This window comes from Klebsiella terrigena (assembly GCF_012029655.1).
Taxonomy (GTDB): Bacteria; Pseudomonadota; Gammaproteobacteria; order Enterobacterales; family Enterobacteriaceae; genus Klebsiella; species Klebsiella terrigena.
This window is the reverse complement of record NZ_CP050508.1, coordinates 536,940-558,742: the sequence shown is the minus strand read 5'-3', so window position 1 is coordinate 558,742 and position 21,803 is coordinate 536,940. Positions and strand designations below refer to the sequence as shown.

Sequence of the window (21,803 nt, the reverse complement as noted above, 5' to 3'; positions counted from 1 at the left end):
CGCAAACGCGGAGGGCAAACGGCAACCTTACTCGCCCTGCTCTACGACCGGAGCTTCCGGTGCGCTTACAGGCTGAGTCTGCTCAGTTGCTTCTTTGATGCTCAGACGGACGCGGCCCTGACGGTCAACTTCCAGAACCTTAACCGGCACTTCCTGACCCATCTGCAGGTAATCGGTGACTTTCTCTACGCGCTTGTCGGCGATCTGAGAAATATGCACCAGACCTTCTTTACCGCCGCCGATGGCAACGAATGCGCCAAAGTCAACGATACGGGTCACTTTACCATTGTAGATACGGCCAACTTCGATCTCAGCGGTAATCTCTTCGATACGACGAATCGCGTGCAGCGCTTTGTCACCGTCGGTCGCTGCGATTTTCACGGTACCGTCATCTTCGATTTCGATGGTGGTGCCGGTCTCTTCAGTCAGCGCACGGATGACGGAGCCGCCCTTACCGATAACGTCTTTGATCTTGTCCGGGCTGATCTTGATGGTGTGGATACGCGGTGCGAATTCGGAGATGTCGCCGCGCGGCGCGTTAATCGCCTGCTCCATTACGCCCAGGATGTGCAGACGCGCACCTTTAGCCTGGTTCAGCGCAACCTGCATGATCTCTTTGGTGATACCTTCAATTTTGATATCCATCTGCAGAGCAGAGATACCGTCGCGGGAACCCGCAACTTTGAAGTCCATATCGCCCAGGTGATCTTCGTCGCCCAGAATATCGGACAGAACGACATAGTTGTCGCCTTCTTTCACCAGACCCATCGCGATACCCGCAACGGAGGCTTTAATCGGCACGCCGGCGTCCATCAGTGCCAGAGATGCACCGCAAACGGAAGCCATGGAAGAAGAGCCGTTAGATTCGGTGATTTCAGAAACCACGCGAACGGTATACGGGAACTCTTCGGTGGTCGGCATCACGGCCAGCACGCCGCGCTTAGCCAGACGACCGTGACCAATTTCACGACGCTTCGGTGAACCTACCATTCCGGTCTCGCCTACGGAGTACGGAGGGAAGTTGTAGTGGAACAGGAAGGAGTCGGTACGGTCGCCCATCAGCTCATCGATGTTCTGTGCGTCACGCGCGGTGCCCAGGGTCGCGGTAACCAGCGCCTGAGTTTCGCCACGGGTGAACAGTGCGGAACCGTGGGTACGCGGCAGTACGCCGGTACGAACGTCCAGACCACGAATCATATCTTTTTCACGGCCATCGATACGCGGCTCGCCTGCCAGTACGCGGCTACGAACGGCATTTTTCTCGATAGCGTGCAGAATTTCACCCAGCTCGTTAGCGTCCAGGGTTTCATCTTCAGCGGTCAGCGTGGCGATAGTTTCAGCTTTGATCACGCCAATCTGAGCATAGCGCTCTTGTTTATCAGTGATGCGGTAAGCATCGCTCAGGCGAGTTTCAGCCAGGGCTGCAACGCGGGCATTCAGCGCGGCGTCTACGACTTCCGGCTGCCATTCCCAGCGCGGTTTACCCGCTTCTTTCACCAGATCGTTGATGGTCTGAATAACAATCTGCTGCTGCTCGTGGCCGAACACCACCGCGCCCAGCATCTGGTCTTCGCTCAGCAGTTCTGCTTCAGATTCAACCATCAGGACCGCAGCTTCGGTACCGGCAACAACCAGGTCCAGCTTACTCTCTTTCAGCTCATCCTGAGTCGGGTTCAGTACGTACTGGTCGTTGATGTAGCCAACGCGCGCGGAGCCGATAGGACCGTTAAACGGAATACCGGACAGGGACAGCGCAGCGGAAGCACCGATCATGGCAACGATGTCCGGGTTAACCTGCGGGTTAACGGAAACAACGGTAGCAATAACCTGAACTTCGTTAACAAAACCTTCCGGGAACAGCGGACGAACCGGGCGGTCAATCAGACGCGCAATCAGGGTTTCGCCTTCGCTTGGACGGCCTTCACGACGGAAGAAACCACCCGGGATTTTACCTGCTGCATAGGTACGTTCTTGATAGTTTACGGTCAGCGGGAAGAAGTCCTGGCCTGGCTTCGCTTTCTTCTGGCCAACAACGGTAACGAATACCGCGGTGTCATCCATGCTTACCATGACAGCAGCAGTGGCCTGGCGGGCCATCATGCCGGTTTCCAGGGTAACGGTGTGTTGGCCGTACTGGAATTTACGAACGATCGGATTTAGCAAAATTCTATCCTTTTATCAAAAAGTGACGCTATATCGAGGATATAGCGTCAGATGACCCGATCTTCTGCATCCTCGCGACTAATGACAACCTTTACCCGCCCCTGCGGATGAAGCCTCTCATTAGCCGCGCGAACCTCTGCACGAAGATCATTAATAGCAACAATACATGAGTTTTTAGCTAATTGCTGCCGCCTGGTCGAAAAAAGGGGCCCTGAGGCCCCTTTTTCTGAAACTCGCAGAACTAGCGACGCAGACCCAGACGCTCGATCAGCGAAGAGTAACGTGCAACATCTTTACGTTTCAGGTAGTCGAGCAGTTTACGACGCTGGGAAACCATGCGCAGCAGACCACGACGGCTGTGGTGATCTTTTTTATGCTCGGAGAAGTGACCCTGCAGATGGTTAATCTGGGCAGTCAGCAGTGCAACCTGAACTTCGGTAGAACCGCTGTCGTTTTCGCCACGACCAAACTCAGAAACGATTTTTGCTTTAGCTTCAACGCTTAGAGACATTTTGAACTCCAAAAATTAAAAGAAAGAAAGGGTGCCGATCTCTAATTCAGCAACCCCTGATGCGACGCCCGAAAATGTTAAAACATTTTTGCGGACGTCAGGCGGCGATATTCTACTCGCAGCCAGCTTTTATCGCAAGAACAGCCCTCAGACAGGGTATTCAACGACCAGACGACGCGGCGCCACGCGGCCTTCGTCATCAATCTCGCCCATGCCGAGAAACTTCTCGTCTTCACCTTCCGTTACGCGAACCAGACCCTGCTTCGGCGCGCCAGAAGTGCGGACCGGATTACCGTTTTTAAAGTATACCGCCGACGTTTCGGGAATATTAACCAACGGATAATCCGACGCCGGGCTGTCCATCGGCATCAGCAGCGGATCGAGCAGCTGCGCAGCAGGAATATCCTGCTCTTGCGCCTGTTCAACCAGCGCCTGCAGCTGTTCGAGCGTCACCATACGTTCAACAGGATACTTGCTGACGGCCAGGCGGCGCAGGAAAATCACGTGCGCGCCGCAGCCAAGCTTTTCGCCTAAATCGTCGATAATCGTCCGAATATAGGTCCCTTTTGAACAGTGGATTTCCAGCTCGAGCTCATCGCCTTCATGGCGAATAAACAGCAGCTCGTAGACGGTAATCGGCCGGGCTTCGCGCGGGACGTCAATCCCCTGACGGGCATATTCATACAGCTTTTTACCCTGGTACTTCAGCGCCGAATATATGGACGGCACCTGCTGAGTCTCGCCACGAAAATCGTCCAGCGCGGAGGCCAGCTGAGCATCGCTAAAGGCCAGCGGGCGCTCTTCCACTACCTGGCCATCGGCATCAGAGGTGTCAGTGCGTTGACCCAGTTTGGCAATGACGCGGTAACGCTTGTCAGAATCGAGCAGGTACTGGGAAAACTTGGTCGCTTCTCCGAGGCAAATCGGCAGCATGCCGGTTGCCAGCGGATCCAGCGCGCCGGTGTGCCCTGCCCGGTTAGCGTTATAAATACGTTTTACTTTTTGCAGTACGTCATTGCTGGAAGCCCCCTGGGTTTTATCCAGCAACAGCACGCCGTGCACATCGCGGCCGCGACGACGAGGACGACTCATTAGTCCTCCTTGACGTCGTCCGGATTCACACGACGCTCATCGTCATGCTTCACCACGCTGGTCACCAGGTTAGACATGCGCATCCCTTCGACCAGCGAGTTGTCGTAGAAGAAGGTCAGTTCCGGCACGATACGCAGACGCATCGCTTTACCCAGCAGAGAGCGGATAAATCCGGATGCTTCCTGCAGCGCTTTAATACCCGCCTTAACAGCGGCTTCATCTTTGTCGTTCAGGAACGTCACGAACACTTTGGCATAGGCCAGATCGCGGGACATTTCTACGCCAGAGACGGTAGTCATCATGCCCAGGCGCGGATCTTTAATTTCGCGCTGCAGGATGATAGCAATCTCTTTTTGCATCTCCTGAGCTACGCGCTGCGGGCGACCAAATTCTTTCGCCATAATAAATTCTCCAGAATAAAGACAAAAAAGGGGCTATAAGCCCCTTTTTAGAATTATTGCCGGGTGGCGCTTCGCTAACCCGGCTTACCTTCAGCGATCTTCTGTCAATGTTGGGCTGCAGCAACAGGCGCAGCGGCCCAGCAGTCGACGAAGATTACGCGATGGTACGTTGGATCTCGATGATTTCGAACACTTCGATCATGTCGCCAACGCGAACGTCGTTGTAGTTCTTAACGCCGATACCACATTCCATGCCGTTACGGACTTCGTTAACGTCATCTTTGAAGCGGCGCAGGGATTCCAGCTCGCCTTCGTAGATAACCACGTTGTCACGCAGTACGCGGATTGGGTTGTGACGCTTAATCGTACCTTCGGTAACCATACAGCCCGCGATGGCGCCAAATTTCGGCGATTTGAACACATCACGCACTTCAGCCAGACCAATGATCTGCTGTTTCAGTTCCGGAGACAGCATGCCGCTCATTGCAGCTTTAACTTCGTCGATCAGGTTATAGATGACGGAGTAGTAGCGCAGATCCAGGCTTTCAGCTTCAATCACTTTACGAGCAGAGGCATCAGCACGCACGTTGAAGCCAACCAGGATAGCGTTGGATGCCGCAGCCAGGGTCGCGTCGGTTTCGGTGATACCACCTACGCCAGAACCAATGATCTTCACTTTGACTTCGTCGGTAGACAGCTTCAGTAAAGAGTCAGAAATTGCTTCCACAGAGCCCTGAACGTCCGCTTTCAGTACTACGTTCACTTCGTGAACTTCGCCTTCGGTCATGTTAGCGAACATGTTCTCAAGCTTAGACTTCTGCTGACGCGCCAGTTTGACTTCGCGGAATTTGCCCTGACGATAGAGCGCAACTTCACGCGCTTTTTTCTCGTCACGAACAACGGTCACTTCGTCACCCGCAGCCGGAACGCCGGACAGGCCGAGGATCTCAACCGGAATGGACGGACCTGCTTCCAGCACTTCCTGACCCAGTTCGTTACGCATTGCACGAACGCGGCCGTATTCGAAGCCACACAGAACGATATCGCCCTTGTTCAGAGTACCTTCACGTACCAGAACAGTTGCAACCGGACCACGACCTTTATCCAGGAAGGATTCGATAACCGCACCGCTTGCCATACCGTTACGAACGGCCTTCAGCTCCAGAACTTCAGCCTGCAGCAGGATGGCGTTCAGCAGGTCGTCGATACCGGTACCGGCTTTCGCAGAAACAGGGATGAACTGAGACTCGCCGCCCCACTCTTCCGGCATTACGCCGTACTGAGACAGTTCGGTTTTAACGCGATCCATATCCGCTTCTGGCTTATCGATTTTGTTGACCGCAACAACCACCGGCACCTGCGCTGCTTTCGCATGCTGGATAGCTTCGATAGTCTGCGGCATCACGCCATCGTCCGCGGCAACAACCAGAACAACGATATCCGTTGCCTGAGCACCACGAGCACGCATTGAGGTGAACGCGGCGTGGCCCGGGGTGTCCAGGAAGGTGATCATGCCGTTTTCAGTTTCAACGTGGTACGCACCGATGTGCTGGGTGATACCACCCGCTTCGCCGGACGCCACTTTCGTTGAACGAATATAGTCGAGCAGAGAGGTTTTACCGTGGTCAACGTGACCCATGATGGTCACAACCGGTGCACGGGCTTCTGCCGCAGCGCCGGTATCACGGTCGCTCATTACCGCTTCTTCCAGCTCGTTCTCACGACGCAGGATAACCTTGTGGCCCATCTCTTCGGCAACCAGCTGTGCGGTTTCCTGGTCGATGACCTGGTTGATGGTCGCCATTGCGCCCAGTTTCATCATCGCTTTGATGACCTGAGAGCCTTTGACCGCCATCTTGTTAGCCAGATCGCCAACGGTGATGGTTTCGCCAATGATAACGTCACGGTTCACGGCCTGAGCCGGCTTCTGGAAGCCCTGCTGCAGAGAAGAACCTTTACGCTTGCCGCCTTTACCGCCGCGTACTGCCGCACGGGCTTCTTCACGATCGGCTTTGGATTCAGCGTGCTTGTTGCCTTTCTTCTGAGGGCGTGCTGCTTTGGCGTTACGGCCACGGCCACGACCGCCTTCAACTTCACGGTCGTTGTCGTCTTCTGCCTGACGGGCATGCTGAGACGTGGTCACGTGATAGTCAGAGGTTTCTTCAACAGGCGTTTCTGGGGTTTCGGTCCAGTTCTTTTCGTTTTCTGCGGCCATACGGCGTGCATCGTCTGCCACGCGGCGCGCTTCTTCTTCAAGCTTGCGACGTGCTTCTTCTTCCGATTTACGCTTCAGCTCTGCAGCTTCGTTTTCACGGCGGCTCTTTTCAGCCTGGGCGGTTTTTGTCATTTCGTCGGTTTGTTGATTGCTCACTTTGTCTTTTTCCGCGGCTTCACGTTTCGCTTTATCAGCGACTTCACGTTTAGCTTGTTCTGCGGCCTCACGTTCAGCTTTTAATTGCGCCTCTCGCTTAGCCGTTTCTTCAGCTTCACGATGGGCCTGCTCTTCCGCTTCACGCTGCGCCTGCTCTTCCGCGGCAAGGCGTTCTGCCTCTTGCGGATCGCGTTTCACAAAGGTGCGTTTCTTGCGGACTTCGATTTGTACCGATTTGCTCTTTCCACCGGTACCTGGAATATTTAACGTGCTGCGCGTTTTGCGCTGCAGCGTCAGCTTGTCGGGCGCCGAGCCGTGTTCACGGTTCAGGTGCGTCAACAAGGTTTGCTTCTCTTGCGCGGTCACAGAGTCATCGACCGATTTGCGGATCCCTGCATCAGCAAATTGCTGTATCAGGCGATCCACAGAGGTCTGAATCTCTGAGGCCAGCGCTTTAATGGTCACATCTGTCATGCTGTTCCTTCCTGCTACAGTTTATTACGCTTCGTCGCCGAACCAACAAATATTACGGGCGGCCATGATGAGCTCTCCGGCTTTTTCGTCGGTCAAGCCTTCGATATCAGCCAGATCATCAATGCCCTGCTCGGCGAGATCTTCCAGCGTACAAACGCCACGGGCAGCCAGTTTGAAAGCCATCAGACGTTCCAGACCTTCCAGATTCAGTAAATCATCGGCAGGTTTGGTGTCTCCCAGGCTTTCTTCCTGAGCCAGCGCCAACGTGGTCAGCGCATTTTTCGCACGCTCACGAAGTGCTTCAACGGTGGATTCATCCAGACCGTCGATTTCCAGGAGTTCTTTCACCGGCACATAGGCCAGTTCTTCCAGAGTGGCGAAACCTTCTTCAACCAGCATCGTGGCGAAATCTTCATCAATATCAAGATACTTAGTAAAAGTATCGATTGCCGCATGGGCTTCTGCCTGGTGCTTAGCCTGCAGGTCATCAACGGTCATTACGTTGAGTTCCCAGCCGCTCAGCTGCGATGCCAGACGCACGTTCTGACCGTTACGGCCGATCGCCTGCGCCAGATTGCCCGCTTCAACGGCGATATCCATGGTGTGCTTGTCTTCATCCACCACGATAGACGCAACGTCAGCCGGAGCCATCGCGTTAATCACGAACTGCGCCGGGTTATCATCCCACAGGACGATATCGATACGCTCGCCGCCCAGTTCGGTAGAAACCGCCTGAACGCGCGCACCGCGCATGCCGACACAGGCGCCAACCGGATCGATACGCTTATCGTTGGTTTTCACCGCGATTTTCGCACGAGAACCCGGATCGCGAGCGGCAGCTTTAATCTCGAGAACTTCTTCACCGATTTCCGGCACCTCAATGCGGAACAGTTCGATCAGCATTTCCGGCTTAGAACGGGTAACGAACAGCTGAGCGCCGCGCGCTTCCGGACGTACCGCGTACAGAACGCCGCGAATACGGTCGCCTGGACGGAAGTTTTCACGCGGCAGCATATCTTCACGCAGGATCACGGCTTCAGCATTGCTGCCCAGATCCAGAGTGATGTTATCGCGGTTCACTTTTTTCACCACGCCGGTGATGATTTCACCTTCGTGCTCGCGGAACTGATCGACAACCATGGCGCGCTCGGCTTCACGTACTTTCTGTACGATTACCTGTTTTGCGGTTTGCGTGGTGATACGGTCGAAGGTGACGGATTCAATCTGGTCTTCGACAAAGTCACCAGGATTCATGCTTTCGTCTTCGTAACGCGCCGCTTCAAGCGTAATTTCGCGAGTCGGCTGGGTAACTTCTTCAACGACCAACCAGCGACGGAAGGTGTCAAAATCACCGCTACGACGATCGATGCTCACGCGCACGTCGATCTCTTGCTCGTATTTTTTCTTTGTCGCCGTTGCCAGAGCACTTTCCAGCGCTTCGAAAATCTTTTCGCGCGGCAGCGATTTTTCGTTGGAAACGGCTTCAACAACAGCCAAAATTTCTTTGTTCATCGGGGCCTTTCACCTCAATCCAGACTGTTAAAAGTGGGGAACCAGGTTCGCCTTCTGGATGTTACTCAGCGCGAACACTTCATCTTTGCCTTCGACGGTTACCGTGATCATTTCACCGTCTACCGCTTTGATAACGCCCTGCCATTTGCGGCGATTTTGAACCGCCATACGCAGTACCAGCGAAACTTCTTCACCGGAAAAACGCGCATAGTGTTCGGCGGTAAACATCGGGCGATCGAGACCAGGTGAAGACACTTCCAGGTTATAAGCAACGGTGATCGGATCTTCGACGTCCATGACAGCACTGACCTGGTGGCTCACATCAGCACAATCATCAACATTGATGCCATTGTCACTATCAATATAGATGCGCAGTGTGGAAGTGCGACCACGAACGAATTCGATGCCGACCAGCTCAAAGCCAAGCGCTTCAACCGGCGCAGTGAGCATCTCTGTTAATTTTTGCTCTAATGTGGACAAACCCACCCCCAAGACATAAAAAAAGGGCGTATAGCCCAGTTATTCTGAAGTCAGATAACAAAAAACCCCGATAAATCGGGGTTTTAGATAACTGAACCCTGCGATCGCAACTGCGATCTGGAACACTTCCAGGAGAATTCTTTCAAATTCGGCTACGAAGGACCAGGTCCTCACAGTATATTTGAAAAAGTACTCAAAGGGAAAGTGGTTGCGGGGGCCGGATTTGAACCGACGACCTTCGGGTTATGAGCCCGACGAGCTACCAGGCTGCTCCACCCCGCGCCTGAAACGTGGCATATTTTACTCTTATTGAGTAAAAGACGCAAATACTGCTGGGATTTGGTACCGAGGACGGGACATAAAATCGTGGTAAAGTGTATTGATAAACCCTATATTTTGTCAACATGTTTTTCACATTGTCCGGTTACCGTTTATGCTGGCATTTCGCCCTTTTTTAGCAAAAAAGCAATGAATCACTTCCTGTCATCCATAAAAGATGATTAAATGAAAACTCACTATTAGTGCATAAACATGCAATAGGGACATATCCCATTTGACGTGATTTTTACGCCACCTTGGCATGGACAGCGCGAGAAGACCGGCGTGTATGGTTATACATAAAGGTTTTTAAGCATGACCCTGAACCTCAATGGCAAACGGAATAGTCAAATGGGACAGGTTCTGGACCTGGTAAACCGAACTCACAACAGTCTATCTAGCAGGGTTTTATTTTATGACGACGATTCTTAAGCATCTCCCGATTGGTCAACGTATTGGTATCGCTTTCTCTGGTGGACTGGATACCAGTGCCGCCCTGCTGTGGATGCGTAAAAAAGGCGCGGTACCTTACGCCTACACCGCTAACCTGGGCCAGCCGGACGAAGAGGATTACGATGCTATTCCTCGCCGCGCCAAAGAGTACGGTGCCGAGGGCGCTCGTCTGATCGACTGCCGTAAACAGCTGGTTGCTGAAGGCATTGCCGCTATCCAGTGCGGCGCATTCCATAACACCACCGGCGGCCTGACCTATTTTAACACCACCCCGCTCGGTCGTGCCGTGACCGGCACCATGCTGGTTGCCGCGATGAAAGAAGATGGCGTTAACATCTGGGGTGACGGCAGCACTTATAAAGGCAACGATATTGAGCGCTTCTATCGTTACGGCCTGCTGACCAACGCTGAGCTGAAAATTTACAAACCGTGGCTGGATAGCGACTTTATCGATGAGCTCGGCGGACGTCAGGAAATGTCCGAGTTTATGATTGCCTGCGGTTTTGACTACAAGATGTCCGTTGAGAAAGCCTACTCCACTGACTCCAACATGCTGGGCGCAACCCACGAAGCGAAGGACCTGGAATTCCTGAACTCCAGCGTCAAAATCGTCACCCCGATCATGGGGGTTAAGTTCTGGGATGAGAGCGTTAAGATCCCGGCGGAAGAAGTGACCATTCGCTTTGAGCAGGGTCATCCGGTCGCGCTCAACAGCCAAACCTTCAGCGATGACGTGGAGCTGATGCTGGAAGCAAACCGCATCGGCGGCCGTCACGGGCTTGGCATGAGCGACCAGATTGAAAACCGTATCATCGAAGCAAAAAGCCGCGGCATCTATGAAGCGCCGGGTATGGCGCTGCTGCACATTGCCTATGAGCGTCTGCTGACCGGCATCCATAACGAAGATACCATTGAGCAGTACCACGCCCACGGGCGTCAGCTGGGTCGCCTGCTGTATCAGGGGCGCTGGTTTGACTCTCAGGCGCTGATGCTGCGTGATGCGCTGCAGCGTTGGGTGGCGAGCGCGATTACCGGTGAGGTGACGCTGGAGCTGCGTCGCGGCAATGATTACTCCATTCTGAACACCGTCTCCGACAACCTGACCTATAAAGCAGAGCGTCTGACGATGGAGAAAGGCGACTCAATGTTCTCCGCAGAAGACCGTATTGGCCAGTTGACCATGCGCAATCTGGATATCACCGATACCCGCGATAAGCTGTTCGGTTACGCACAATCCGGCCTGCTCACCGCGTCTTCAACCACCGGTCTGCCGCAGGTTGAGAATTTGGAAAATAGAGACAAATAATCTATTTTCATCTACTCTTTCAGCCGACGCTAATCCGTCGGCTTTTTTCTTTCGTCAGAATTGCACGCCCTAAAATCTGGGGCTCATAATTTTACCGGTCGCGGTATCTAATAATTATTGTCTATAATCTTCCGCATAGATTTATCCTTTCCGATGTGAGGCCCTAATGAATATAAAACCCCCGGTCAGACCACAGCGGGAGATCGATCGCCTGCTGGAGACGCTTGAGCCTTACGCCACACCAATGAATGTGATTGCGCGAAAAAGGCTGGCCTGTGACTATAAAGGGAAAACCCAGCTCTATCTTTTTAAAAAAGGCGAGCTGTCAGTTATCCGTTCATCTGACAAATTATTGATAGTGACCGTCTATGAACCGCATCTCTTTGGCGTCGCGGAGATGCTCCAGCCGAGCCGGAGCCACGGGCTACGGGCGGAGATCCCCTCCGATGTATTACGTATCGATAGCGATCGCGCCATCCAGCTGTTCCGGGAGCACGACCTGTGGGAAGAGGTTACCAGCCTACTCGCATACCATACCTCGTACCTGGTTTATCGGGACGATTTGGTCCTGCAGCAGCGAACCTACTCGGTCATCCGCAATCATCTGATGGAGATGCTTCTTATGCCTGATGAAACGCGGCTACGCGTTTCTATTCTGGAATATATTCAGGACCGAACCCATCTTTCGCGCAGCAGTATTCTGAACGTGCTGTCAGCGTTAAAAAAAGGCGGATATATTGAGTTCGCCCGCGGTGGTTATTTGCAAAGCGTGAACATGCTACCTGAGAAATTCTAAGCAACCGCGCTGGTGCTTATCTCTGCTGTATTGCGGGGCCAGCTAGCAGGGCGCTGGATGCAATTTAAATTTAAACAAACAAATGATAACGGCAAGCGATAAATAATTTTATTCTGGGCGCCTGTATTTATCGCACTGAAAAATGTGCTTTAAAAACCAAACAACAGGCCCAGAAATGAAGACAACTCTTCCGCCAGCGTTCGCAGTAAATACCCGCGCTGTGCCGACTGCTTTTGCCTCTGCGATCTCTAAGGTCAAACGCGTCAGCACCCAACCCTGTTGCTCACACAAATCGCTGCCTGCATCAGCGCTCACGCCGCGCGTGTCGCTCTGCGTGGCGTGATAACGGCTGCAGTTTAGCTCTGCGGTCAACGGCGATTAGAACCCAAAGCACGCTACTTATTTGCCCGAACGCTCGTGTCGGGTATTTTTTTACCTGAAGGAACTCACAATGAGCATGTTCACGTCAAAATCAGTTCTGCTCGTCGCGGCGCTCTGCGCCAGCGGCGCCGCTAGCGCATCGGTTAACCTCCACGGCGAGGCGGGGGAAGAGTTTACTCATCTTTCCGCCAGCTTTAACGCAGACGATCCGGGCATGACCTTCAACGGCAGCTGGGCGCATAGCGATAACGACGGGGATATCGCAGGGTTAGGTATGGGCTATAACTTTGACCTCGGCCCGTTTCTGCTGACCATGGGGGGCAAAGCGCTCTACCTCAATCCACAGGATAGCGATGAGGGTTACGCCATCGCGCTTGGCGGCGGGGCACAATTACCGCTCGGCGATTTCTTCACCCTCTTCGGGGAGGCCTATTACTCTCCGGACTCCATGTCCAGCGGCGTAGACGACTACGTTGAAGCTAACGCGGGTGTGCGAATAAACGTCATTAAGTCGCTGAGTATTGAAGCGGGTTATCGCTATATGGATATGGCGGGCAAAAACAGCCATCGTGACAATACGCTGGCCGACGGCGCCTACGCCGGCTTCAACTTCCGCTTCTGATCGTTATCAGCAGGGATTGCCGTCCGGCGATCCCTCACTTACGCCGCCAGGGGAACGGCCTTCAGTACCTTATTGATCTCTTCTAGTCCGGCAATATTATTTTCTTTGCGGTAGACCTCATTCATCGCCGACATCTGTTCGAGTTTGGTGAGCGCGCTGTAGACGTGATAGGCATCGCTATCCTTATCGAAGATATCCTTTCTCTCCACATCCTGCAGATAGTTGTCTTTTAATGACCGGCTAAGGCTGCCAATCAGCACCGAGTTATCCTGAAAGCAGCGGGTAATTGACTGAGAGTTTTGTCCTGCGGACTGAACGTCGCTATGCATTACCGGTACCGCCAGCGCATTAATAGTCTCCACCGGATCCGCCGCTGGCGTGGTACTACATCCGGACAAGCACAGAATGCCGGCAATGATAAACAGCCTGAAATGCTTCATTGCGTTACTCACCTCTGATAAATAGATGAGCGCGACTTTAGCGACCTGGATGGGATCAAGGCCAGCGGAGAGTTATTTATAAATAAACAGCCGTCGATTTAAGGCAAAAAAAAGACGCTTTTCAGCGTCTTTTTTTCGGAATATTGGTACCGAGGATGGGACTCGAACCCACAAGCCCGTTAGGGCACTACCACCTCAAGGTAGCGTGTCTACCAATTCCACCACCTCGGTACAGATACTACTTATCAGTGCGGGATGTCGCTGCTCGGCTGCGCCGGCGCTGCTGGCTGAGTCTGCTCGGATTTCGGCGCGCTCAGATTATCCCACTCACTTCCTTTACTGGTCTTGTTGCTGTTGATATTGCCCAGCACCAAACTAATGATGAAGAACAACGCAGCCAGGATACCGGTCATGCGGGTCATGAAGTTACCAGAACCGCTGGAACCGAACAACGTGCCGGAAGCGCCTGCTCCGAACGAGGCTCCCATATCAGCGCCTTTACCTTGCTGCAGCATGATCAGACCAACAAGGCCAATCGCCACAATAAGGAAAACAACTAAAAGAGCTTCTTGCATAATCAACCTGTTCCTTGCGGATTCGCCGCATACCAATTGCTTCGACCAATAAAGCGGGACGCATTAACGTTTCCCACTGAAGCGGGTGTGAATACTAACCAAAGCGAATGTCCTTCGCAAGGGCAATTTCGACGCATTGTATCAACTGCAGAAAAAAACAGCAAAAAACCGTTTATTGGCAATTAAAAAAGCGGCAAGCGCCGCCTTTTTAATCACTTAGCGCCACAAGCTATGCGTTTTTAACCGCATCAGCAATGCGGTGAGCGAATTCGTGCACCTGCTCTTCGTGCTCGCCTTCAACCATCACGCGAATCAGCGGCTCGGTGCCGGATTTACGTAACAGCACCCGGCCACGTTTACCCAATGCGGCCTCAACCTCGGCGGCAACCGCTTTTACGCTCTCATGCTCGAGCGGGTTGCTGCTGTTATCGGTAAAGCGCACGTTGACCAGAATCTGCGGGAACATCTTCATGCCGCTGCACAGATCGTGCAGGCTCATATGGTTACGTACCATCGCGGCCACGACCTGCAGGCTTGCAACAATGCCGTCTCCGGTGGTCGTCTTATCGAGCAGGATAACGTGACCGGAGTTTTCGGCGCCAATACGCCAGCCTTTCTCCTGCATCTTCTCCAGCACATAGCGGTCGCCCACTTTTGCGCGAGCAAATGGGATACCCAGCTGTTTGAGCGCCAGCTCGAGTCCCATATTGCTCATTAGCGTGCCCACGGCACCGCCGCGCAGCTGACCCTGACGCAGGCCTTCGCGGGCAATAATGTAGAGGATCTGGTCACCATCAACTTTATTGCCTTCATGGTCGACCATAATGACGCGGTCACCATCGCCATCGTAGGCAATGCCCAGATCGGCCTTTTCCGCCAGCACGCGAGCCTGTAAGGCACGCACGTCGGTGGCCCCGACCTCTTCGTTGATATTAAGGCCGTTGGGCTCACAGCCCATCGCAATAACCTGCGCGCCGAGCTCGCGGAAGACGCTAGGCGCGATGTGGTAGGTCGCGCCGTGAGCGCAGTCAACAACCACTTTCAGCTCGTTCAGGCTTAGCTCATTCGGGAAGGTGCCTTTGCAGAACTCGATGTAGCGCCCGGCCGCATCGACAATCCGGCTGGCTTTGCCTAATTCCGCAGAGTCGACGCAGGTCAGCTCTTTCTCCATCTCGGCTTCAATCGCCTCTTCGACGTTATCCGGCAGCTTGGTTCCCTCAATAGAGAAGAACTTGATTCCGTTGTCGTAGAAAGGGTTATGCGACGCTGAAATGACAATACCGGCCTCTGCGCGGAAAGCGCGGGTCAGATAAGCCACCGCCGGCGTAGGCATTGGGCCAGTGAATGAGGCGGAGAGACCGGCTGCCGCCAGACCCGCTTCGAGGGCCGACTCCAGCATATAGCCCGAGATGCGGGTATCTTTACCAATGATAATTTTACGCGAACCGTGACGCGCGAGAACTTTTCCTGCAGCCCAGCCCAGCTTAAGCACGAATTCCGGCGTAATTGGCGCATCGCCAACGCGGCCACGGATACCATCGGTGCCAAAATATTTACGGTTACTCATAACGTTTATTTTCCTTTGTAGCCAGAGTGGCTTCCACCACGCGCAGCGCTTCTACCGTTTCTTTGACGTCATGAACGCGCACTATCTGCGCGCCCTGCATCGCCGCAATTACTGCGCAAGCCAGGCTACCGCTGAGGCGCTCTGCCGGCCCAACGTTCAGCAACTGACCGACCATCGACTTACGCGACATACCTACCAACAGCGGGAGACCAAAATGGTGGAACTCGCCGAGTCGAGCAAGCAGCTCATAATTATGGGAAAGATTTTTACCGAAACCGAATCCCGGGTCGAGCAACAATTTATCTTTTGCGATCCCAGCCCGTTCGCAGCGCACAATATGCTCTGTGAAAAAGCGCGTCACATCGGTGAAGACGTCTTCGTACTTCGGCGCAGCCTGCATGGTTTTCGGCTGCCCCTGCATATGCATCAGACACACCGGCAGACCGGTCTCTGCCGCCGCTTCCAGCGCGCCGGGCTCCGTTAGCGAGCGGATATCGTTGATGATATGTGCCCCTACCCGAGCGGCTTCACGGATCACTTCAGGTTTTGACGTATCGACCGAGATCCACACTTCAAAACGCTGAGCAATGGCTTCCACAACCGGGATCACGCGCGCCAGCTCTTCCTCAACGCTAACATCCAGCGCACCAGGACGCGTCGATTCGCCGCCGATGTCAACGATCGTCGCCCCGGCATTAATCATCAGATTGGCGTGCTTAACCGCCTCTACCAGCGAATTGTGCGCCCCGCCGTCGGAGAAGGAGTCCGGCGTAACGTTAAGGATACCCATCACGTGCGGGTGGGTGAGATCGAGGGTTGAGCCCTGGGCTACAAGTTTCATCACGAGATCCCTGAATCAGGAGAGATAAATAAAAAGAAAAACCCCAGAGCGGATGCCCCAGGGTTTAGATATGCACAACCACATCAACAGCGGCTAACTTATTTGTCGCCTAACTGCTCTGACATCGTGTTACCCGGGTTTGGCGTACGCGGTTCATCGACCGGACGCGGCGCACTCGGGGTGCCGTTGTTGCCAGAATTGTTGGTGCCTGGGTCTTCCCAGCCAGCCGGCGGGCGAACGTCACGACGTGCCATCAGGTCATCAATCTGCGGTGCATCGATGGTCTCATATTTCATGAGCGCATCTTTCATCGAGTGCAGAATATCCAGATTGTCGTTAAGGATCTGACGGGCGCGGTTGTAGTTACGCTCAACCAGTGATTTCACTTCCTGGTCAATGATACGTGCGGTCTCATCGGACATATGCTTCGCTTTCGCGACGCTGCGTCCGAGGAATACTTCGCCCTCTTCTTCCGCATACAGCAGCGGACCGAGTTTGTCGGAGAAGCCCCACTGAGTCACCATGTTACGTGCCAGGTTGGTCGCGACTTTAATGTCGTTCGACGCGCCGGTAGAAACATGCTCTACGCCGTAGATAATCTCTTCTGCAAGACGACCGCCGTAGAGGGTCGAAATCTGGCTTTCCAGCTTCTGACGGCTGGCGCTGATTGCATCGCCTTCCGGCAGGAAGAACGTGACGCCCAGAGCGCGGCCGCGCGGAATAATCGTCACCTTATGCACCGGATCGTGTTCCGGCACCAGGCGACCAATAATCGCATGTCCTGCTTCGTGATAAGCGGTCGACTCTTTCTGCGCTTCCGTCATCACCATGGAGCGACGTTCCGCACCCATCATGATTTTGTCTTTAGCCTTTTCGAACTCAACCATCGATACCACGCGTTTGTTGCCACGGGCAGCAAACAGAGCGGCTTCGTTCACCAGGTTCGCCAGGTCAGCACCGGAGAAGCCCGGGGTACCGCGCGCGATGATTGCCGCGTCGATATCAGGCGACAGCGGAACGCGACGCATGTGAACTTTCAGGATCTGCTCACGACCGCGAACATCCGGCAGACCAACGACAACCTGACGGTCGAAGCGGCCCGGACGCAGCAGCGCGGGGTCCAGAACGTCCGGACGGTTTGTTGCGGCGATAACGATAATACCTTCGTTACCTTCGAAACCATCCATCTCAACCAGCATCTGGTTCAGCGTCTGCTCACGCTCATCGTGACCACCGCCCAGACCAGCGCCACGCTGGCGACCGACGGCGTCGATTTCATCGATGAAGATAATGCACGGAGCCGCTTTCTTAGCCTGTTCGAACATGTCACGCACGCGAGATGCGCCGACACCCACGAACATTTCTACGAAGTCAGAACCGGAAATTGTGAAGAACGGCACTTTCGCTTCGCCAGCGATCGCTTTCGCCAGCAGCGTTTTACCGGTACCCGGAGGGCCGACCATCAGGACGCCTTTCGGGATTTTACCGCCCAGTTTCTGGAAACGGCTCGGCTCACGCAGATATTCCACCAGTTCGGCCACTTCATCTTTCGCTTCATCGCAACCCGCGACATCAGCAAAAGTGGTTTTGATCTGGTCTTCCGTCAGCATACGGGCTTTGCTTTTGCCGAAGGACATCGCGCCCTTTCCGCCGCCGCCCTGCATTTGCCGCATAAAGAAGATCCAGACGCCGATCAGCAACAGCATCGGGAACCAGGAAATGAAGATGGAAGCCAGCAGGCTCGGCTCTTCCGGCGGTTCGCCAACCACTTTGACGTTTTTCGTCAACAGGTTATCGAGCAGCTTCGGATCGTTAACCGGAATGTAAGTCGTGTAACGGTTACTATCTTTCTTGGTAACGTTGATCTCACGTCCGTTGATACGCGCTTCGCGAACCTGGTCCTGGTTGACCTCTTGCAGGAAGGTTGAATAATCCACCTTACGGCCATTAGACTCGCTGGGCCCAAAGCTCTGGAATACTGACATCAGCACGACGGCAATGACCAGCCAGAGTATTAGGTTTTTCGCCATGTCACTCAAGGGATTAACCTCTTATTACAACTGTGTTAAAAACAGCGTCAGGATACTCTATATCCAGTGTCTTTCAAACTTTCGTTTGAAATCTACCGGTTATGGTTTTCGCCCGGTCGCTACAATGTACACTTCACGCGAACGAGCACGGGAAGAGTCCGGCTTACGAACTTTGACCTTCGTAAACAGGGAGCGAATTTCTCTTAGATACTCATCGAAGCCTTCGCCCTGGAACACCTTAACTACAAAACTACCACCTGGCGCTAATACATCACGAGCCATTCCAAGCGCCAGTTCCACCAAATACATGGCCCGGGGGATGTCCACCGCCGGTGTTCCGCACATGTTTGGCGCCATATCGGACATGACAACTTGTACTTTACTGTCACCTACGCGCTCAAGTAACGCTTTCAGGACTAATTCATCACGAAAGTCGCCCTGAAGGAAGTCCACACCAACGATTGGATCCATCGGTAAAAGATCGCAAGCGATGATGCGGCCGCTGTTTCCGATCTGCGTGACCGCATATTGCGACCAGCCTCCGGGTGCAGCACCGAGGTCAACAACCGTCATCCCCGGCTTAAAAATTTTGTCACTTTGCTGTATTTCATCAAGTTTAAACCAGGCTCGGGAACGTAACCCCTTTTTCTGTGCCTGGAGAACATATTTATCGCTAAAGTGTTCCTGAAGCCAGCGGCTGGAACTGGCAGAACGCTTTTTACCTGTCATTTAACATTCCCATTTCGGGTTCATCATACTTTGCGACGTAAAAATCGACACTGTAGTTTGGCGATATATGGGAGATGGCGGTAGAATGAACCGTTTTCAATCCCAACGTAAGCAAAAAAATACGATGAATCTGAGTACTAAACAAAAACAGCACCTGAAAGGTCTGGCACATCCGCTCAAGCCGGTAGTTATGCTTGGCAATAATGGTTTGACCGAAGGGGTACTGGCCGAGATCGAACAAGCGCTAGCGCACCATGAGCTCATCAAGGTGAAAATCGCCTCGGAAGACCGCGAGACTAAAACCCTGATCGTGGAAGCTATCGTACGCGAAACCGGCGCCTGTAACGTACAGGTCATCGGTAAAACGCTGGTCCTGTACCGCCCATCTAAAGAGCGTAAAATCTCGCTGCCACGCTAAGAATATCCTGAATCTCGACACAACTTTGTGTAAAACGAGGGATTTCTGCGGGTAGACGAGCAAAATGCCATGCTCTGGACGTTGATAAAAGGCCGCTATGCGGCCTTTTTCCTTTCTTTACAATCCATCAACAGCGTAGCGGGAAATACGAATTAAAGGTACTCAACCTTGATAATTTCGTATTCGACCTCGCCACCCGGCGTGCGGATTGTCACCACATCATCCTGCTCTTTACCGATCAGCCCGCGAGCGATCGGGGAGTTCACGGAGATAAGATTCTGCTTAAAATCCGCTTCGTCGTCGCCCACGATGCGATAAATCTGCTCTTCGTCGGTATCAACGTTAAGAACGTTCACCGTCGAACCAAAAATCACGCGGCCGTTATTCGGCATTTTGGTGATATCGATAACCTGCGCATTGGACAGCTTGGCCTCAATATCTTTGATACGACCTTCACAGAAACCCTGCTGTTCGCGGGCCGCATGGTACTCAGCGTTCTCTTTGAGATCGCCATGTTCACGGGCGTCGGCGATGGCTGCAATGATTTCAGGGCGACGAACGGATTTCAGAAAATCCAGCTCTTCGCGTAGTTTTTCAGCGCCACGTAAGGTCATCGGAATAGCTTGCATTTGTTATACCTCTTTATCATTCCTTCATGGAACGGATATCCCGTTCCGCAACCTGCCTGGCAAAAAGCAGGACAGGAGCAAAAAGAAAACCAACCCGGGAAACATTCCCCAGGTCAGCAGCAATTTTCAATTTGATACGTATTTTACCCTGAAGTTCACTATGGGTCATCGTTTACTTTACAGGGTGTTGCACCGTAGTATGACGGCTCGGTTTCAGGTTGTTAGCGCGAGATTATGCGATTTTCCAGATTTATCATCGGATTGACTGCCGGCATTGCGTTTAGCGCTCAGGCGGCGAACATTGACGAGTACATCAACCAGCTTCCTGCGGGTGCTAACCTCGCCTTTATGGCGCAAAAGGTCGGCTCCCCTACGCCGGAGATAGACTTTCACAGCCAGCAAATGGCGCTACCGGCCAGTACTCAGAAGGTGATCACCGCGCTGGCTGCCCTGCTCCAGCTGGGGCCAGACTTCCGTTTCACCACCACCCTGGAAACCAAAGGTACCCTCGACGGTGGCGTACTGAAAGGTGACCTGATTGCCCGTTTTGGCGGCGATCCTACGCTCAGGCGGCAGGATATTCGCAATATGGTGGCCACGCTCAAAAAGGCCGGCGTCCAGCGGATCGAGGGGAACGTCCTGATCGATACCTCGGTCTTCGCCAGCCATGACAAAGCGCCGGGCTGGCCGTGGAACGATATGACCCAGTGCTTTAGCGCCCCGCCGGCGGCGGCGATCGTCGATCGCAACTGTTTCTCGATCTCGCTGTACAGCGCGCAGAAGCCCGGAGACCTGGCATTTATTCGCGTCGCCTCGTATTACCCGGTCACCATGTTCAGCCAGGTCCGCACGCTGGCCCGAGGCTCTGCGGAGGCTCAGTACTGCGAGCTCGACGTGGTGCCGGGCGATCTTAACCGCTACACCCTGACCGGCTGTCTGCCGCAGCGCAGCGAGCCGCTGCCGCTGGCCTTTGCCATTCAGGACGGCGCCAGCTATGCCGGGGTGATCCTGAAGTCTGAATTGACCCAGGCCGGCATCACCTACAGTGGGACTCTGCTGCGCCAGACGCTGGCCAACGATCCGGGGACCGTGCTGGCGAGCACTCAGTCCGCGCCGCTGCACGATCTTCTGCGCATCATGCTGAAAAAATCAGACAACATGATTGCCGATACCGTATTCCGCACCATTGGTCACGCGCGCCTCGGCGTGCCGGGCACCTGGCGTGCGGGTTCCGATGCGGTGCGCCAAATCCTGCGTCAGCAGGCTGGCGTCGACCTGGGCAATACGATTATCGCCGACGGTTCCGGCCTGTCGCGCCACAACCTGATCGCTCCCGCCACGATGATGCAGGTGCTGCAATATATTGCCCAGCACGATAATGAGCTCAACTTCATCTCGATGCTGCCGCTCGCCGGTCATGACGGGTCGCTGCAGTACCGTGCGGGTCTGCATCAGGCGGGCGTGGATGGTAAGGTTTCCGCGAAAACCGGCTCCCTACAGGGGGTCTATAATCTGGCGGGCTTTATCACGGGCGCCAGCGGGCAGAAAATCGCTTTCGTGCAGTATCTGTCAGGCTATGCGGTACCGCCAGCCGATCAGCGCAACCGTCGAATTCCGCTGGTGCGCTTCGAAAGCCGGCTGTATAAGGATTTGTACCAGAACAACTAAATACAAAAGGGCCGCATCAGATGCGG

At 53.9% G+C, this 21,803-nt stretch carries 19 protein-coding genes and 2 tRNA genes; 5 read left to right on the top strand and 16 right to left on the bottom strand.

The features are described 5' to 3' along the window. Positions 1-27: 27 nt before the first annotated feature. The 8 genes from pnp to HCK03_RS02635 all read right to left on the bottom strand — a co-directional run bounded on the left by pnp (position 28) and on the right by HCK03_RS02635 (position 9,286). Complete coding sequence (gene pnp, locus HCK03_RS02670; protein ID WP_041147387.1) at positions 28-2,163, bottom strand: polyribonucleotide nucleotidyltransferase; 2,136 nt, start codon at positions 2,161-2,163, stop codon at positions 28-30. 241 nt (positions 2,164-2,404) lie between these two features. Further along, the gene (rpsO, locus tag HCK03_RS02665) at positions 2,405-2,674 is read right to left on the bottom strand and encodes a 30S ribosomal protein S15 (RefSeq protein ID WP_004868066.1); all 270 of its coding nucleotides are present in this window, start codon (positions 2,672-2,674) and stop codon (positions 2,405-2,407) included. 147 nt (positions 2,675-2,821) lie between these two features. Continuing rightward, complete coding sequence (gene truB / locus HCK03_RS02660; RefSeq protein WP_167691091.1) at positions 2,822-3,766, bottom strand: tRNA pseudouridine(55) synthase TruB; 945 nt, start codon at positions 3,764-3,766, stop codon at positions 2,822-2,824. Continuing rightward, positions 3,766-4,167, bottom strand: a complete 402-nt coding sequence (rbfA, locus tag HCK03_RS02655) for a 30S ribosome-binding factor RbfA (RefSeq protein WP_041147389.1) — start codon at positions 4,165-4,167, stop codon at positions 3,766-3,768. Before rbfA ends, truB begins: the two co-directional genes overlap by 1 nt. Positions 4,168-4,321: 154 nt before the next feature. After that, positions 4,322-7,012 (bottom strand): translation initiation factor IF-2, encoded by a 2,691-nt coding sequence (infB, locus tag HCK03_RS02650; protein ID WP_041147390.1) that lies wholly within the window; start codon positions 7,010-7,012, stop codon positions 4,322-4,324. A gap of 24 nt (positions 7,013-7,036) precedes the next feature. After that, positions 7,037-8,524, bottom strand: coding sequence for a transcription termination factor NusA (gene nusA, locus HCK03_RS02645; protein ID WP_041147391.1), 1,488 nt, complete (start codon positions 8,522-8,524; stop codon positions 7,037-7,039). Between the two features lie 27 nt (positions 8,525-8,551). Then, positions 8,552-9,004, bottom strand: a complete 453-nt coding sequence (gene rimP / locus HCK03_RS02640) for a ribosome maturation factor RimP (RefSeq protein ID WP_071844987.1) — start codon at positions 9,002-9,004, stop codon at positions 8,552-8,554. A 205-nt stretch (positions 9,005-9,209) separates the two neighbouring features. After that, positions 9,210-9,286, bottom strand: a tRNA-Met gene (locus HCK03_RS02635). Between the two features lie 451 nt (positions 9,287-9,737). Between HCK03_RS02635 and argG the strand changes: the two genes are divergently transcribed. The 3 genes from argG (at position 9,738) to HCK03_RS02620 (ending at position 12,880) form a co-directional block, all read left to right on the top strand. After that, positions 9,738-11,081: an argininosuccinate synthase gene (gene argG / locus HCK03_RS02630; RefSeq protein ID WP_041147393.1), complete on the top strand. Its 1,344-nt coding sequence runs from the start codon at positions 9,738-9,740 to the stop codon at positions 11,079-11,081. Between the two features lie 166 nt (positions 11,082-11,247). Then, positions 11,248-11,877, top strand: a complete 630-nt coding sequence (locus HCK03_RS02625) for a winged helix-turn-helix transcriptional regulator (protein ID WP_041147394.1) — start codon at positions 11,248-11,250, stop codon at positions 11,875-11,877. 451 nt (positions 11,878-12,328) lie between these two features. Further along, complete coding sequence (locus HCK03_RS02620; RefSeq protein ID WP_041147395.1) at positions 12,329-12,880, top strand: YfaZ family outer membrane protein; 552 nt, start codon at positions 12,329-12,331, stop codon at positions 12,878-12,880. 38 nt (positions 12,881-12,918) lie between these two features. On the opposite strand, the gene HCK03_RS02615 is transcribed toward HCK03_RS02620, so the two are convergent. The 7 genes from HCK03_RS02615 to rlmE all read right to left on the bottom strand — a co-directional run bounded on the left by HCK03_RS02615 (position 12,919) and on the right by rlmE (position 19,062). After that, complete coding sequence (locus HCK03_RS02615; RefSeq protein ID WP_041147396.1) at positions 12,919-13,320, bottom strand: hypothetical protein; 402 nt, start codon at positions 13,318-13,320, stop codon at positions 12,919-12,921. 144 nt (positions 13,321-13,464) lie between these two features. Then, a tRNA-Leu gene (locus HCK03_RS02610) sits at positions 13,465-13,551 on the bottom strand. A 14-nt stretch (positions 13,552-13,565) separates the two neighbouring features. Beyond that, positions 13,566-13,895 (bottom strand): preprotein translocase subunit SecG, encoded by a 330-nt coding sequence (gene secG, locus HCK03_RS02605; RefSeq protein ID WP_041147397.1) that lies wholly within the window; start codon positions 13,893-13,895, stop codon positions 13,566-13,568. A gap of 229 nt (positions 13,896-14,124) precedes the next feature. Beyond that, complete coding sequence (glmM, locus tag HCK03_RS02600) at positions 14,125-15,462, bottom strand: phosphoglucosamine mutase (protein WP_041147398.1); 1,338 nt, start codon at positions 15,460-15,462, stop codon at positions 14,125-14,127. Beyond that, positions 15,455-16,303, bottom strand: a complete 849-nt coding sequence (gene folP, locus HCK03_RS02595; RefSeq protein ID WP_076946556.1) for a dihydropteroate synthase — start codon at positions 16,301-16,303, stop codon at positions 15,455-15,457. Before folP ends, glmM begins: the two co-directional genes overlap by 8 nt. Positions 16,304-16,401: 98 nt before the next feature. Beyond that, positions 16,402-18,333, bottom strand: a complete 1,932-nt coding sequence (ftsH, locus tag HCK03_RS02590) for an ATP-dependent zinc metalloprotease FtsH (protein ID WP_041147400.1) — start codon at positions 18,331-18,333, stop codon at positions 16,402-16,404. A 99-nt stretch (positions 18,334-18,432) separates the two neighbouring features. After that, entirely contained in the window at positions 18,433-19,062 is a 630-nt protein-coding gene (gene rlmE / locus HCK03_RS02585) for a 23S rRNA (uridine(2552)-2'-O)-methyltransferase RlmE (protein WP_041147401.1), read from the bottom strand. A 124-nt stretch (positions 19,063-19,186) separates the two neighbouring features. On the opposite strand from rlmE, the gene yhbY reads away from it, so the two are divergent. After that, entirely contained in the window at positions 19,187-19,480 is a 294-nt protein-coding gene (gene yhbY / locus HCK03_RS02580; RefSeq protein WP_041147757.1) for a ribosome assembly RNA-binding protein YhbY, read from the top strand. A gap of 152 nt (positions 19,481-19,632) precedes the next feature. On the opposite strand, the gene greA is transcribed toward yhbY, so the two are convergent. Beyond that, on the bottom strand, positions 19,633-20,109 hold the full coding sequence (greA, locus tag HCK03_RS02575; RefSeq protein ID WP_041147402.1) for a transcription elongation factor GreA: 477 nt from the start codon (positions 20,107-20,109) through the stop codon (positions 19,633-19,635). Between the two features lie 234 nt (positions 20,110-20,343). Between greA and dacB the strand changes: the two genes are divergently transcribed. Further along, positions 20,344-21,777: a serine-type D-Ala-D-Ala carboxypeptidase gene (dacB, locus tag HCK03_RS02570; RefSeq protein WP_041147403.1), complete on the top strand. Its 1,434-nt coding sequence runs from the start codon at positions 20,344-20,346 to the stop codon at positions 21,775-21,777. Positions 21,778-21,803: the final 26 nt, after the last annotated feature.